The sequence below is a fragment of the Marinomonas sp. FW-1 genome (assembly GCF_005222245.1).
Lineage (GTDB): Bacteria > Pseudomonadota > Gammaproteobacteria > Pseudomonadales > Marinomonadaceae > Marinomonas > Marinomonas alcarazii.
Genome location: NZ_CP025987.1, coordinates 679,114 through 692,955, shown reverse-complemented (window position 1 = coordinate 692,955; position 13,842 = coordinate 679,114). Strand labels below are relative to the sequence as shown.

At 43.1% G+C, this 13,842-nt stretch carries 15 protein-coding genes and 1 pseudogene; 5 read left to right on the top strand and 11 right to left on the bottom strand.

Annotated features, from left to right (window positions below):
• The first annotated feature begins 6 nt into the window (after positions 1-6).
• Complete coding sequence (locus tag C1X04_RS03210) at positions 7-888, top strand: MBL fold metallo-hydrolase (protein WP_137169157.1); 882 nt, start codon at positions 7-9, stop codon at positions 886-888.
• 86 nt (positions 889-974) lie between these two features.
• On the opposite strand, the gene C1X04_RS03205 is transcribed toward C1X04_RS03210, so the two are convergent.
• From C1X04_RS03205 to C1X04_RS03165, 9 genes and pseudogenes are all read right to left on the bottom strand, one after another.
• Positions 975-3,071, bottom strand: a complete 2,097-nt coding sequence (locus tag C1X04_RS03205; RefSeq protein ID WP_137169156.1) for a hypothetical protein — start codon at positions 3,069-3,071, stop codon at positions 975-977.
• Positions 3,072-3,261: 190 nt separating this feature from the next.
• Entirely contained in the window at positions 3,262-4,326 is a 1,065-nt protein-coding gene (locus C1X04_RS03200) for a toxin-antitoxin system YwqK family antitoxin (protein WP_137169155.1), read from the bottom strand.
• Positions 4,327-4,474: 148 nt separating this feature from the next.
• A complete protein-coding gene (locus C1X04_RS03195) occupies positions 4,475-4,984 on the bottom strand; it encodes a GNAT family N-acetyltransferase (RefSeq protein ID WP_137169154.1) in 510 nt (169 codons plus the stop codon).
• Positions 4,985-5,099: 115 nt separating this feature from the next.
• Entirely contained in the window at positions 5,100-5,363 is a 264-nt protein-coding gene (locus C1X04_RS03190; protein ID WP_137169153.1) for a Txe/YoeB family addiction module toxin, read from the bottom strand.
• A pseudogene (locus C1X04_RS03185) lies at positions 5,360-5,602 on the bottom strand (type II toxin-antitoxin system Phd/YefM family antitoxin). Before C1X04_RS03185 ends, C1X04_RS03190 begins: the two are co-directional and overlap by 4 nt.
• Before the next feature lie 88 nt (positions 5,603-5,690).
• Positions 5,691-6,170, bottom strand: coding sequence for a GNAT family N-acetyltransferase (locus tag C1X04_RS03180; RefSeq protein ID WP_110575814.1), 480 nt, complete (start codon positions 6,168-6,170; stop codon positions 5,691-5,693).
• 42 nt (positions 6,171-6,212) lie between these two features.
• Positions 6,213-6,794 (bottom strand): SEC-C metal-binding domain-containing protein, encoded by a 582-nt coding sequence (locus tag C1X04_RS03175; RefSeq protein ID WP_137169152.1) that lies wholly within the window; start codon positions 6,792-6,794, stop codon positions 6,213-6,215.
• Positions 6,795-7,094: 300 nt separating this feature from the next.
• On the bottom strand, positions 7,095-7,925 hold the full coding sequence (gene fghA, locus C1X04_RS03170) for an S-formylglutathione hydrolase (protein WP_137169151.1): 831 nt from the start codon (positions 7,923-7,925) through the stop codon (positions 7,095-7,097).
• Positions 7,926-7,990: 65 nt separating this feature from the next.
• A complete protein-coding gene (locus C1X04_RS03165) occupies positions 7,991-9,106 on the bottom strand; it encodes an S-(hydroxymethyl)glutathione dehydrogenase/class III alcohol dehydrogenase (protein WP_137169150.1) in 1,116 nt (371 codons plus the stop codon).
• A gap of 190 nt (positions 9,107-9,296) precedes the next feature.
• On the opposite strand from C1X04_RS03165, the gene C1X04_RS03160 reads away from it, so the two are divergent.
• A complete protein-coding gene (locus C1X04_RS03160) occupies positions 9,297-10,187 on the top strand; it encodes a LysR family transcriptional regulator (protein ID WP_110575822.1) in 891 nt (296 codons plus the stop codon).
• Positions 10,188-10,246: 59 nt separating this feature from the next.
• Positions 10,247-10,510, top strand: a complete 264-nt coding sequence (locus tag C1X04_RS03155) for a DUF3820 family protein (protein WP_110575824.1) — start codon at positions 10,247-10,249, stop codon at positions 10,508-10,510.
• Here C1X04_RS03155 and C1X04_RS03150 read toward each other — a convergent pair.
• On the bottom strand, positions 10,507-10,968 hold the full coding sequence (locus C1X04_RS03150) for a GNAT family N-acetyltransferase (RefSeq protein WP_137169149.1): 462 nt from the start codon (positions 10,966-10,968) through the stop codon (positions 10,507-10,509). The genes C1X04_RS03155 and C1X04_RS03150 overlap by 4 nt on opposite strands.
• A 144-nt stretch (positions 10,969-11,112) precedes the next feature.
• Between C1X04_RS03150 and C1X04_RS03145 the strand changes: the two genes are divergently transcribed.
• A complete protein-coding gene (locus tag C1X04_RS03145) occupies positions 11,113-11,568 on the top strand; it encodes a GNAT family N-acetyltransferase (protein WP_137169148.1) in 456 nt (151 codons plus the stop codon).
• A gap of 110 nt (positions 11,569-11,678) precedes the next feature.
• Positions 11,679-12,371: an aspartate/glutamate racemase family protein gene (locus C1X04_RS03140; RefSeq protein ID WP_137169147.1), complete on the top strand. Its 693-nt coding sequence runs from the start codon at positions 11,679-11,681 to the stop codon at positions 12,369-12,371.
• Positions 12,372-12,447: 76 nt separating this feature from the next.
• On the opposite strand, the gene C1X04_RS03135 is transcribed toward C1X04_RS03140, so the two are convergent.
• Complete coding sequence (locus C1X04_RS03135) at positions 12,448-13,839, bottom strand: aspartate ammonia-lyase (protein ID WP_137169146.1); 1,392 nt, start codon at positions 13,837-13,839, stop codon at positions 12,448-12,450.
• Between the last annotated feature and the right edge of the window lie 3 nt (positions 13,840-13,842).

The window sequence follows — 13,842 nt, the reverse complement described above, 5'->3', positions numbered from 1 at the left end:
TGAACTATGAAACAGACCAACCAAAGCAAACCAGACGTAGCCGCTTTCTTTGATAAAGACTCCAGTACTTTTTCCTATGTGGTGAAAGACCCAGCCTCTTCTAGCTGCGCCATCATCGATAGCGTATTGGATTTTGATTATGCCTCCGGAAGTACTTCACATAAAAGCGCTGATGACATTATTGACTACATCACCACCAACAAGCTCAAATTGGAATGGCTAATCGAAACACATGTTCACGCAGATCACCTTTCTGCTGCACCCTATATCCAGAAAAAATTGGGTGGCAAAATTGCAATTGGCAAACACATCACCACAGTGCAAGAGACCTTTGCCAAAGTCTTTAACGAAGGCGCTGACTTCTTGCATGACGGCTCTCAATTTGACTTTTTATTCGAAGATGGCGAGCAGTTTTATATTGGTGAAATGCAATGCACAGCGATTCACACCCCGGGCCACACACCAGCTTGCTTTACTCATGTTATAGGTGATGCGGTGTTTGTTGGTGATACTTTATTTATGCCAGATGCTGGCACGGCACGTGCAGACTTCCCCGGTGGAGACGCTGGCGTGCTATACGATTCCGTACAAAAAATATTGGCACTTCCTGAAGAGTACAGAATCTTCATGTGCCATGACTACTGCCCGAATGGTCGTGAGTTGAAATACCAAACCACAGTAAAAGAACAGCGTGAATTAAATATCCACGTGAAAGAAAGTATCAGCAAAAAAACCTTTGTTGAACTGCGTGAAACTCGCGATAAAACCTTGGCCATGCCTCGCCTGATTTTACCGGCGTTACAAATCAACATGCGAGCAGGACACATGCCGAAACCAGAAGACAATGGGTTGTCCTATCTAAAAATTCCATTGAATGCGTTTAAATAAGACTCATTAAACAACTCTACAAGTGCACTAGAATGGTAGGTGGCCCAGATGGCACACCTACCCTAATTATCGCGTTTACCTATAAATTACAATTGAGTATAGCGATAAAGTGTCTTGTACCCATCATCGTGTAGGCAATAAAAGCTGTTCTCTTTCGCTCCCAGAATCTGACAAGCGAAATCAACTTCTTCCTGTTGCTCCCATTCGCTATCGCAGCGACTACGGTACTGGCTCTCGCTACCAGTTTCTTCGATCATACCGAAAGCATACTGCCATTCGAAACGGCTTTCGTAAATATTACAGCTGTTTACTTCATCCTGATCAACAAATATCCCCTCGCCACCTTCATTAAAGGTTTCAACACCGGCCGCGACCCACTCACACTGCTCGTTTAGGTACTCTACGTTGAAGCTGTTTAGCAAATCCTTACGCTGAATATTTTTGAAATTTGATACGTCTTTAAAATACATAGACCAATTACTTTCATAGCCTTTGTCATTAAAGCCTTCTTGAATATTTAAGTTAAATGGCAAGCTAGTAAGTGCCGCTGAGACAGTGTACAGATCGGTACAGTCTTGACCCATGTTGGCGCCTAGTTGCCCTATATTCATGGTCAAATCACCTAATTTGGTGCTATCCACGGTGATGGCAGCCATGCCATTTTGAGTCACTTCTTCCGTTACTAACTGCTCAGCAATTTGCTGACTTTTCTCACCAGTGTAAGCGACTAAATGCTTACCCTTAATCGCCACGAACGCATCAATCGGCAAGCCGCTGTCAGCTAGATTTACCGCACTTCCGTCGGTTGGAATCTGTATACCGCGAAGCATAGGGATATACTGAGCGGCAAGTGCAGCCAATACGTCTGGCTTATCGCTGGTCAGAGTCGCAATAGCATCGTATTTCACGCCTATTTGGCTGCTCTCATCTTTTGCAAGATCAAAGATACCAGCACTCACACCCGATAAACCTTGCGCCATGCTGGTAAATACAGAAAGTGCGGCAGGGTTCTGTTCACGCAATTTTGCTTGCGCTTTTAGTAATGGTTCACAGCTAAAGTCAGCTGTTGTGAATTGTTTCCACAAGCTGGTTAAAACAGGCGATAACGCATCAGATGAGACACCGACACCAACGCCAAGAGCCAAATCGTTACTGGCATTCAAATAGCTTGGAATAAACCCGCGTAATTTGTTTAGCTCACCGAGAATATTGGCATCTTTAATTTCTAATGCGTAAGAAAAGTCCAGTGCCATATCGTCACCCTGAACGTCATAACGGTTAACACCAAACACAAGACGAGGCACTCCAGACACAATCTTAGTCACGTCTGCTTTACATTGCATTTGTGCAGCACTCAATTCTGGCAAGTCATCACCCGCCAATGCTTTTACTTGTTTGTGAGCGCGAGAATTTTTATCTAAGATCGCATTCGCGATGTTCTGTAGACTAATATAACCATGGGAAGCAGCTAAGAAATTATAAGCCTCACCATCGTTCTTCCAACTGTCCGCCGGCATTGACAGCGCAGGCTTCGATAAGGCGAAACGTTGCTCCTGCTCAACTTTGCTCTCTTTCGCCGATATCACAGCCGCGGTAAGCACGTTATCCTTGATCATAAAGCCTAGCTTCAGCACGATGCCATCTTCATTTACTAATTCAACGGTGGTTAACGCTTGACCACCTACCGTTTCAGAACCAAGGGTAACGCCCGTTTCTTGTGCAGCTTGCTTTATCAAGCTCATAAACGTTTCTTCATTTTCTAACGCGATGCGCGCAACAGGAAAAACCCCATCCAGATAAATAACACTCGCGCCTTCAATATCAAGACCGTAATGCTGGTATATTTCTAAGCCACCATTGTGGGCGACATCGTAGTAGTCTTTCACCAACCAAGAAACAAAGTCCAAGCCCTTGCTAGGTTGCAAAGACCCAAGCAACTCCATCATCACTTCTGCGTCACCGTTATCTTTAAGCTGCGCCATAAGCTCATCGGAGCTGGTGATAAGTTCTTCATTCGAGACACCACCTAAAAAAAGTGCCGTGTCAGCAGGGACATATTCAATCATGCTGTCGATCGAATTGTCTTTCTGGAACCAGCCAAAAACATCCAAGTTAAAGCCAAACGCTGCACTGGAAGACAGGCAAACCGCAACAGCCGCCGATTTAAAAAACATTCCTTTCATTGTGAATCCTTCAAAATGAGCACTTATCAAAATGCGTGAGTAATATTAGAGACCTTTGCACGAAGTCACGAGCGAAGCCAAAACCGAGCTCATGGGTTATAAATGAGCATTTTAAGTCTGTTTTTAACAAAGTATTGGCAAGCGCAGTAGTCGTGCAAAAGTTTCATTAAAAATAAAACACCAAAACCACCTACCAATCAGGCCGATACTTACCTTCTGCATCATAATGTAACGTCTTAAGGATATTTCCCTTGCCGTCCATTTTTTCCACTTTGTAGAACGCACCATCATCTCTATAGGTCGCCACTTCTTTGTCAACAATCACGCCCTGTTCGTAATGGAGAGTGGACGTCTTTCTTTGACCGTTACAATAAAATTCTTCGCTGACGCCGTGTAAAACCCCCATTCGATAATGAGATACTTCGTTCAAACGCCCATCTTCTTCACAAAAGGAGCGATACTCACCATCTAACTTGAGATAACGACCATCGTACACATAGTTTGAATCTCTTCTACGTTGACCGTTCCGCCAATAAAAAAGCTCCTGCACTGTATTGTTTTTTTCATCAAAATAAAACTGCATCTCAACTTTGCCATTCGAATAATAATCTGTTCTATCAAGTAGCTTAAGACTGTTATCTAGTCTGATTCTGACACTTTCTAATTGACCATTAGCATAATAAGTAGATTCTTCCAGCAACTTTCGATCACCTTGATAAAAGGTTCGACGCCACTTCAATCCAAGGTTATAACGGGTATACTCAATTTCTTTCCCCTCCTTAAAACGGTAATAGCTGGTAATAATGCCATCATCGTAATAGAAGGCTTCAAGCTTTTGCCCATCTAAATAGATAATTCGAGACACCAACTTGCCGTCATACGAGTCGTACTGAGTACTCTCACCACTTCTCAGCCCATCTTTAAAACGATCCTGCGATGTTAACCGACCTTTTCTTGAAGAATAACTAACACCATCTTGCTTACCTTTTTGGTACATCGTCGCACTAAAATAGTCCGCTGGGTCACCTTTTACTGCTAATCCAGTAAAGGGTTTGCCCTTATATCCCATCAGACAATCTTCTAGATGACTAAACCCTTCACGCTGAGATGGCGTGCATTGGATCTCTTCTAACTGCTTTTCGTCCACTGTCGACTTCATAACCGGAGCTGGGCTGCACGCATTTAGTAGCAACGCGCCAAGAATTAAAAAAACGCCTAACACGCCTTTTTTTAAAATGATTGAGAAAATACTCATCTAACTATGTTCCCTATTAATTAGCTTTCTACAAAAAACACTGACAATACTAACATCAGACAACACCAATAATCGCAAGATAAACAATACGGTTTAGTATGACATGAAGGGTTAAAGGGACAAACGAAACGGTTTGAGTGCTTAACCTCTACTCTATGCAGTATTCCAAGACAGAAGTCTTCCTTGAGCCTGATGATCTTTTGTCTGGGTCATAAAAGGTATCCACAACCTGAAAGCCCGCCTTTCTCATCATGCCCGCAGAGGCTAGGTTCTCTTCATGACGTTCAATCAACACGGTTTGCACTTGCTTCTCTTTCGCCTCTTTAATACAACACTCAAGCAACTTTGTCGCAATGCCCTGACCTGAATATGCCTGAGAAACAACCACATCACCGATAAAACAAAACTCATTGAGGGCAGAATACTTGGTCAAATAATCGGGACTGACCGATCCATCAATCAAAACAGCAAAGCCTATAATTTGTTCTTTATCGGAATCAACCGCCACCATCGCCGCCGCCGAGCCTTGTTCTATCAACGTGAATTCAGCATCAACACCTTCTTCGGTTAAGTAATTCCATTCGTTTGGGCCTTGATTCCAAAGTAATTTCTTCAGTTCAAACAGTTCATCTAATTCCGCTTGGCGATACACAATCATGCTAATTCATCCTCGCTGTTGATTGGACAGTTGAAGGGAAAATAAAGGGGTTTATCTAACGCGATTAGCTCATCAAAAGATTGCATAATTGGGCCTATTCTGACTAATAAGGGCGCTACTCATAATGGCTCCAAAGCCTAAGCACTTTTACCATTCCCTCAGCGTCTAAAACTTGATAAACGAGTCGATGCAGGATGTTAATTCTGCGTGAATAAACACCTAACAAATCACCAACTAACTTTTCAAACGGAGGGGGCTTTTGAAAGGGGTTCTGCGCAACCAAACTGAGTAACTCTTGAGCTTTTGGTTTCAGCCCACTAGACGCTAATTTTTTTGCATCCTTCTGAGCTTGCTTTGTATAAATCAACTTCCATGTCACCAATCTAACTCCTCATCACACTCTCTAGCAGAAGCATCTATCCCTTCTCGGATAGACTCACGCAAATTAGGCACTGATAGTAAAAGCAGCGTTTCCTGAATTGCAGACCAATCTTATTCCGATACTAAAACCGCATTATTACGCTTACCAGAAATGATTATAGGCTGATTAGAATCAGCCGCTTCATCAATAAGCCGGTACAAATTACTACGTGCTTCTGTTGCCGTCATTCCAGCCATCACACACCTCGAATTTGTTTAAATTATGAGCAATTTATACTTATTAAAGTACGTACATCAAGACGGACGTTTTGCGACTATTGAAATATTAAAGCCTCTTTTCCATATTTATCAACTCAAAAAATTGGCCATTTGAAAGCGGCTCTTTCACTCGTCCAATCTCGGTAAATCCTCGCTTACTATAAAAAGGCTCACCCGACAAAGTAGAGGCTAAAAATAACGACTTAACACCTCTTTCAGAACAATACTTTTCACAATAATCAAACACACTTGAAGCGACACCTTTTCTGGCGTATTCAGGAGCAACAAAGAAGCCTCGAATCTCGGCACTCGTTTCTTCATCCAATAAAAGAGATACACCGCCACAGCCAGCAATACAGCCATCATTTTCAGCAACAAAATACTGTCCAGATTGAATGAGAACATCTAAACCACCAATCAACTCCAACGCCGCGTCAATCTCTGATTCCTCATAAAACCCACGCTGAAGCTCGCGAGTCGAGCGATTAATTAATGTTTGAATCAACTCTAAGTCTTCGATTCTTGCTGTTCGGATGGTGAAGTTCATAGGATTACTTTCCTTGTTAAATGCATTTTTACTTAAACATACCTAGCGTTTTTTTCCACAGCACTTTTTAAACTTCTTAGATGATCCACAATAACAAGGATCGTCTTTTCGAGTATTATTAGAAACATAAGTAAAAAATTCTGATGCTAGCAGCAATTTCTCTGAATATATTTCATTAACTTTAGCACTATCTCCATTCAATCTTACTACATCTTGTTCGTTTTCAAAACTAACGAATTTTTCTATAATTAAACTCTCAACTAGCGCGTAGCTTTTCACTGGCAATCTATTATTAACAATCAAGTCTTTAACTGATTCATCTCTGACAAACTTTATTTTCGCTATTTTTGATTCTGGTGGAGTAACACAAATTAATCTTCCATCCTCCATATGAACTACAGCATGAGCGTGTGTCTTTAAGACAAATCGCCCTAACATTGAAAATATCCAACCATATTGAATTGATCCATTGTTTGAATTCAAATACTTTGTCACATTATCCAAGCAGTAGTTTTGGATTGTATTTTCAAATTGCTGTATTTCTACTTCTTCAATAGGAATACAATTAATCCTACGCAAAAAATTCATTGGTAAGTCTTTAGGAATATAATAATTAATTTCCATCTAACGCTCCTTTTTATTAAATCAAAAATACAGCCGAAATTATCTGACTGCTTCACTACATCTTTGCACTTAGTAGATATTACTAATATTAGAAGCACATTGGTTTTTCTCTTCATACATTATTGAATTAATTAGACGCCGGACCTGCTCTATCTGCAGTTGTTGGCCTAAAGGCCAACCTACAAAACGGCGGATCACGCTTCGCTCATGCCGCCCTACATGTTGTTTTAAATAGGTTAAGCAATAAAAAAGCGAGCCGCAGCTCGCTTTTGTCGATTCCAATGAAGAGAAAACTAAGTGTTAACTCAAGGCTCTAGAATGATGTTCTAGGTGATCATCGATAAAGCTGGCGATGAAATAGTAGCTGTGGTCGTAGCCCGGTTGACGACGTAGCGTGATCGGATGTCCGGCTTTTTCACAAGCTGCTTCTAGAGCTTCTGGCTTAAGTTGTTCTACCAGGAAGTTGTCAGCTTCGCCTTGGTCGATAAACAATGGTAAGCGTTCACTTGCGTTTTCCACCAGCAAAGTCGCATCCCATTCCTTCCAAGTGCTCTTATCCTCGCCCAAGTATCCGGTGAAGGCTTTTTCGCCCCAAGGACAGTTTGTTGGGTTAACGATTGGCGCAAAAGCCGAGACAGATTGATACTTGCCTGGGTTCTTAAGAGCACAAATCAAAGCGCCATGACCACCCATGGAGTGACCAGAGATAGAACGCTTGTCTGTTACAGGGAAGTTGGCTTCAACCAAATGCGGCAGCTCTTGAACCACGTAATCGTACATGTGATAAGTGTTTGAATAAGGCTCCACCGTGGCATTAATATAAAAACCAGCAGCGGAACCAAAATCGTAACTTTCATGTTCGTTTGGGTAATCCGTGCCACGAGGACTGGTGTCAGGACAAACAATGGCCAAGCCTAATTCTGCCGCTTTACGAAACGCCCCTGCTTTCTGCGTGAAGTTTTCGTCATTACAAGTCAAACCTGACAGCCAATATAAGACTGGCACTTTTTGCGTTTCTGCTTGCGGAGGTAGGTAAATAGCAAAGGTCATTTCGCTTTTCACTGACAAGCTTTCATGCTTATAGCGCTTCAACCAACCGCCGAAGCTTTTGGTACTGGATAACAATTCCATAGCTGTCTCCTTAACTGTGTTAAAAAAGCCCGCTTAGCGGGCTTATCAAAACGGTGAGATCTCGATTATTTGTCAAAAAGGATAACAGTACGAATACTCTCGCCTTTATGCATCAAATCAAACGCTTCGTTGATCTGTTCAAGCGGCATAGTGTGCGTCACGAATGGATCGATTTCGATCTTGCCGTTCATGTAATCTTCTACGTAACCTGGCAATTGGCTGCGGCCTTTTACACCACCAAAAGCAGAACCTTTCCAGACTCGGCCAGTTACCAATTGGAACGGACGTGTAGAGATTTCTTGGCCAGCACCAGCAACACCGATGATGATAGATTCGCCCCAACCTTTGTGGCAGCACTCAAGCGCAGAACGCATCACTTGTACGTTACCGATACACTCGAAAGAGTAATCAACGCCACCGTCAGTCATATCTACGATTACTTCCTGAATAGGCTTATCGAAGTTTTTCGGATTCACGCAATCTGTCGCACCGAACTGCTGAGCCATTTCGAACTTGGATTCATTGATATCGATGGCGATAATGCGAGAAGCGCCAGCCATACGAGCGCCTTGGATAACAGACAAACCAATGCCGCCTAAACCAAAAACAGCAACGGTATCGCCTTTTTCGACTTTCGCTGTGTTTAGTACCGCACCGATACCTGTTGTGATACCACAACCTAGTAGACAAACTTTTTCTAGTGGCGCATCAACATGGATTTTTGCCAAAGAAATTTCCGGAACCACGCTGTATTCAGAGAAAGTAGACGTGCCCATGTAATGGAAAATTGGCTCGCCATTAATGCTGAAACGGCTAGTACCGTCTGGCATAAGGCCTTTACCTTGTGTTTCACGAACGGCTTGGCAAAGGTTTGTTTTGCCAGACTTACAGAATTTACACTCGCCACATTCCGCTGTGTAAAGTGGGATAACGTGGTCTCCTACTTTAAGAGAAGTCACACCCTCACCTACGGCTTCCACAACACCCGCGCCTTCGTGACCTAGGATAGCAGGGAAAATACCTTCTGGATCTTCACCAGACAAAGTGAACGCATCTGTGTGACAAACGCCGGTAGCAACCATGCGAACAAGCACTTCGCCTTTTTGTGGATCTTGAACATCAACTTCTTCGATTTTAAGAGGTTGGCCTGGGCCCCAAGCAACAGCTGCTTTACATTTCATTGCGTACTCCAAAGTGTGTTTTGATTCAATTTGATGTCATCAGTGTAGACGCAAATGATTACAGGGATAATGCTCAATTTGGAAAATGATTATTGCCATACAGTAACAATCATTTTAAAAACGATGAATTTAGTTATAATATAACAACTCCAGCAACAAGCTAACCTTCAACCTATCGGTACCAAAGACTATGAAAAACTGGGAAGCCATGGAAGCATTCGTCGAAGTTGTCAGACAGGGCAGCTTTTCCGCTGCGGCAGTCAAACTTAGCGTATCCGCTTCGCACATTAGTCGATTGATTACGCAGCTCGAAGCGGAACTTGAAACGACCCTACTGTTTCGAACCACACGTCGTATTCGTTTAAGTGATGCGGGTGAGCTGTATTACCAACACTGCCGAGGTTTGCCTGAAGCCTTAAGTAGCGCCGAAGAAGTTATTTCAACACTCAATCAAGCGCCGATAGGCTCATTTAAAATGACTTGTGCCACGACCTTTGGCGAACGTTACATTGCACCATTAATGAATGACTTTTTGCTGAATCATCCAAAGATAGAACTGGATTTTCACCTAACGAATCGATCGGTAGATTTGATAGAAGAAGGTTATGATCTTGCCATTCGCATGGGTGCTATGAAGGATTCGAGTCATTTGTCACGCCGCTTATGTGACCGAGAGGAATACCTGTGCGCGTCGAGAGAATACATAGACCAGCACGGCATGCCGCATACTCTGGCTGAGTTAAGCAAACACAGCTGCCTAATTGGTTCAAAAACTCACTGGTTGTTTCAGCAAGATGGACAGCGCAAAGAAGTAAAAGTTAACAGCAACTGGCGCAGTAATTCTGGGCCCGCTTTGCTCGATGCCGTTCGTAAAGGCTTGGGGATTGCTCAGCTACCAGATTATTATGTCGCCGATGACCTTGCCAGTGGCAAGCTCATTCCCTTGTTGACGCAATATCAGTATCCCTACAGCGGTGTTTGGCTGGTTTACCCTAAAGTGCGTCAGCCATCGCCTAAGCTACAAAGCATTTGTGATTATCTGATTCAGCGTTTTAAACAAGATCCACCGTTTGCCAAATAACTCACGTATGGTTAAATACGCCCACACACTCACCCTTTAAGCATCACTAAGCGAAGCCCATGTTTTCACAAGAAGATCTCGTTCAAGTTGCTCGTCAAACCATGCCATTTGGGAAATACCAAGGTCGTGTTTTGATCGATCTGCCAGAAGCCTATTTATTATGGTTTGCCCACGAAGGCTGGCCGAATGGCAATCTGGGGCAATGGTTGCAGCTAGCGTTGGAAATCAAAATCAACGGTTTGGAAAAACTGGTCGATCCTCTGCGTAAACCTGCCGAGAAAAAGCCTGACGAGCCTAAGGTTCGCATTCGCTTTGATGATTAATCTGCAATAGACGGGGTGCTAGGATAAATATAAAACAGCACACCGTTTTCTTGTTTATCTAGAACAAAACCGGCTCGCTCTGCCACTTTCATAGACGCAATGTTATCAGGCTTCACTTGCGCCACTAATGGTTCATTAAAGCTATGCACCAATTTGGACAGCATTTGATGAGCAATGCCTTTTCCGCGGGCTTCTGGTGCAACTGTCCAAGACACTTCCCACGCATATTCTAATCTGTCAGCACGACAGGTTCCGACCGCCAGACCATCCATCTCAGCAATCCACAACAAGCGTAAGTCCGGTTTATTCAGAGAATTACTCAACCATTTAATATGGTCATCTAAACCAATGACATCTTGATTATGAGAGGCTTCCCGCGTGGCAGGATCATTACGCCATGCAAGCAAAAATTCGGCGTCTTTCATTTCAGCGGGGCGCAAACGAAACGGAATTGCCATACTGTCTCTGTCTCCTTTTTTAGCCTGTTTGCGTTTCAGTATACACTTTTGTTTAACGACTAAAATACACTAAATTAAGGTACAAAAATTGCTTACTTTGGCGTATCAAATAACCCATTATTTTCAGTAAGGAAAGAACACTAAATGGACATCAGAATCGACGATTTATCTGGCCCAGAAGTCAAACAATTACTCACAGAACACCTTGAAGATATGTTTGCTGCATCCCCTCCAGAATGTGTTTTTGCATTAGATCTAGAAGGACTAAAAAAACCAAACATTACCTTTTGGACGGTTTGGGAAGATAGCCAATTACTCGGCTGTGGCGCGCTAAAAGTACTAGACGAAACACATGGCGAAATTAAATCCATGCGCACCACCAGCGCAGCTCGCAATAAGGGCGTTGCTTCTACCCTACTTCGTCATATCATCGATGCAGCCAAGCAAAAAGGGCTCAATAAAATCAGCTTAGAAACTGGATCACAAGACTTCTTCGCGCCAGCAAGAAAGCTTTACGCCAAGCATGACTTTAATGAATGCGGCCCCTTTTCCGATTACAAACTGGATCCTTATAGCGTGTTTATGACCAGAGCGCTTTAAACGAATAAGTCATTACAGTTCCACGGCTTATTTTTTCCATCTGTACATTACAGCGGTTAAATAAGCCCGTTAGACTTTATGTATTCACGATAAAAATAAAGGATACAGGCATGAAAACAATCGGCATTATTGGTGGCATGAGTTGGGAGTCTTCCGCTTTGTACTACAAAACCATCAATGAGTTAACCAAGCAGCGCCTTGGCGGATTGCATTCAGCAAAGGTCATTTTAAACAGTGTGGATTTTGCCGAGATTGAGCGCTTGCAACATCAGGGCGATTGGATGCAACTTGGCGAAATACTGACCGCTGAAGCCAAACGTTTAGAGAAAGCTCAGGCTGATTTCATTCTTATTGCCACCAACACTATGCACAAGGTGGCGGATGTTGTTCAAAGCGCAATACAGATCCCTTTGCTGCATATTGCCGATGCCACCGCCAAGGAGCTTGTGAAGCAGATGCATCAAAAAGTAGGCTTTATTGGTACACGCTATTCGATGGAAGAAGACTTCTATATTAAGCGTCTAGAGGATCAATATGGCTTAGAGGTTATTACACCATCGAAGCAAGACAGGGGCGAGATACATAGAATTATTTACGAGGAATTATGTCTCGGTAAAATTCTTCCTGAATCGAGACAAATTTATATCGACATCGTTAATCGACTTCAAGCAGCCGGAGCACAAGCCGTCATCGAAGGCTGCACGGAAATCACTTTATTACTAAAGCAAGAACACGTCACTGTGCCTTTGTTTGATACCACTTATATTCACGCTAAAGCCGCTGTCGATAAAGCGCTAGAGTAATTAAGCATAAAAAAAGCCAGCGCGAACGCTGGCTCGGTTTTTCTATATTTGGAAAGGGAACAACCAAATAAAGAAACTACAACCCACCATGAGTTAACTTGGCTGGGTCGAGCAAGGAGAGTAATTCCTCTCGACTTAACTCTGTGTCTTCTTCTGCAACATCCACTACTGGGCGACCTTCTTTATAGGCTTTTTTCGCGATTTCTGCTGCTTTACCATAACCTATAATTGGGTTTAATGCTGTCACTAAAATTGGATTACGATGTAATGCTTCATTCAATTTATCTTCATTGACGGTTAGCGTGGCAATGGCATTATCCGCCAACACTTGCCCACTGTTTGCCAATAACTTAATGCTGTTTAACAGATTCTTAGCAATCATTGGTAACATGACGTTCAATTCAAAATTGCCCGACTGACCGCCAATGGTGATGGCTGCGTCGTTACCAATCACTTGCGCAGCGACCATAGCCGTTGCTTCCGGAATCACCGGATTCACTTTGCCCGGCATAATAGACGAACCTGGCTGCAAAGCTTGTAAAGAAATTTCCCCTAAACCCGCTAGTGGACCAGAATTCATCCAACGCAGGTCATTGGCAATTTTCATATAGGTCACAGCAACAGCCTTTAACTGACCCGATAAGGCAACGGCCGTATCTTGAGAGCCAATCAAAGCGAAAAAATTATCGCCTTTGCTAAAGGTCACATTTGTTAAATAAGACAACTCTTTGGCAAATAGTTCAGCAAACTCTGGGTGTGCATTAATGCCAGTACCAACGGCGGTTCCGCCTTGAGCAAGTTTCGTTGTCTTGGCTTCTAGGTACGTTAAGTTATCAATATTGTCTTGCAGTTGCGCCGCCCACGAATGAAAAGTTTGATCCAAACGTACAGGCATAGCGTCCATCAAATGTGTTCGACCTGTTTTGGTGTACTTAGCCAATGCATGACCCTTCTCAAGGATCGTCTCTTTCAAATGAACCAAGGCGGGCAACAGATGACCAGTTAATTCTAATGTCGCACTCACATGAATAGCACTTGGAATCACATCATTACTACTCTGTCCGTAATTCACATGATCATTGGGATTAACCGTTGAACCGCCTTCTTCTGAACGATAATACGCGTTGGCTAATGTGGCTATCACTTCATTGGCGTTCATATTCGAACTGGTGCCAGAGCCCGTTTGGAAAACATCGACAGGGAAATGCTGCATAAGGTCGTCACCATCTAACAGCTCATCACAGGCGTTTTGTATCGCTTTCGACATCTCTGGGGTAATGCATTCAAGGGACTCATTCGCTCGTGCCGCGGCCGCTTTAATAAGAATAAGCGCGCGAATAAAAGCTTCTGGAAGGGGCTCGTCACTGATTGGGAAATTATTAATAGCGCGCTGGGTTTGAGCACCGTAAAGTGCTTTTTCAGGGACCTCTAGTTCGCCCATACTGTCTTTTTCAATACGCATTTTCATTAG

Excerpts from the sequence above, each read along its gene's own strand:
- C1X04_RS03210 (WP_137169157.1), top strand. The coding sequence starts at position 7 with ATGAAACAGACCAACCAAAGCAAACCAGACGTAGCCGCTTTCTTTGAT.
- C1X04_RS03205 (WP_137169156.1), bottom strand. The coding sequence starts at position 3,071 with ATGAAAGGAATGTTTTTTAAATCGGCGGCTGTTGCGGTTTGCCTGTCT.
- C1X04_RS03200 (WP_137169155.1), bottom strand. The coding sequence starts at position 4,326 with ATGAGTATTTTCTCAATCATTTTAAAAAAAGGCGTGTTAGGCGTTTTT.
- C1X04_RS03195 (WP_137169154.1), bottom strand. The coding sequence starts at position 4,984 with ATGATTGTGTATCGCCAAGCGGAATTAGATGAACTGTTTGAACTGAAG.
- C1X04_RS03180 (WP_110575814.1), bottom strand. The coding sequence starts at position 6,170 with ATGAACTTCACCATCCGAACAGCAAGAATCGAAGACTTAGAGTTGATT.
- C1X04_RS03175 (WP_137169152.1), bottom strand. The coding sequence starts at position 6,794 with ATGGAAATTAATTATTATATTCCTAAAGACTTACCAATGAATTTTTTG.
- fghA (WP_137169151.1), bottom strand. The coding sequence starts at position 7,925 with ATGGAATTGTTATCCAGTACCAAAAGCTTCGGCGGTTGGTTGAAGCGC.
- C1X04_RS03165 (WP_137169150.1), bottom strand. The coding sequence starts at position 9,106 with ATGAAATGTAAAGCAGCTGTTGCTTGGGGCCCAGGCCAACCTCTTAAA.
- C1X04_RS03160 (WP_110575822.1), top strand. The coding sequence starts at position 9,297 with ATGAAAAACTGGGAAGCCATGGAAGCATTCGTCGAAGTTGTCAGACAG.
- C1X04_RS03155 (WP_110575824.1), top strand. The coding sequence starts at position 10,247 with ATGTTTTCACAAGAAGATCTCGTTCAAGTTGCTCGTCAAACCATGCCA.
- C1X04_RS03150 (WP_137169149.1), bottom strand. The coding sequence starts at position 10,968 with ATGGCAATTCCGTTTCGTTTGCGCCCCGCTGAAATGAAAGACGCCGAA.
- C1X04_RS03145 (WP_137169148.1), top strand. The coding sequence starts at position 11,113 with ATGGACATCAGAATCGACGATTTATCTGGCCCAGAAGTCAAACAATTA.
- C1X04_RS03140 (WP_137169147.1), top strand. The coding sequence starts at position 11,679 with ATGAAAACAATCGGCATTATTGGTGGCATGAGTTGGGAGTCTTCCGCT.
- C1X04_RS03135 (WP_137169146.1), bottom strand. The coding sequence starts at position 13,839 with ATGAAAATGCGTATTGAAAAAGACAGTATGGGCGAACTAGAGGTCCCT.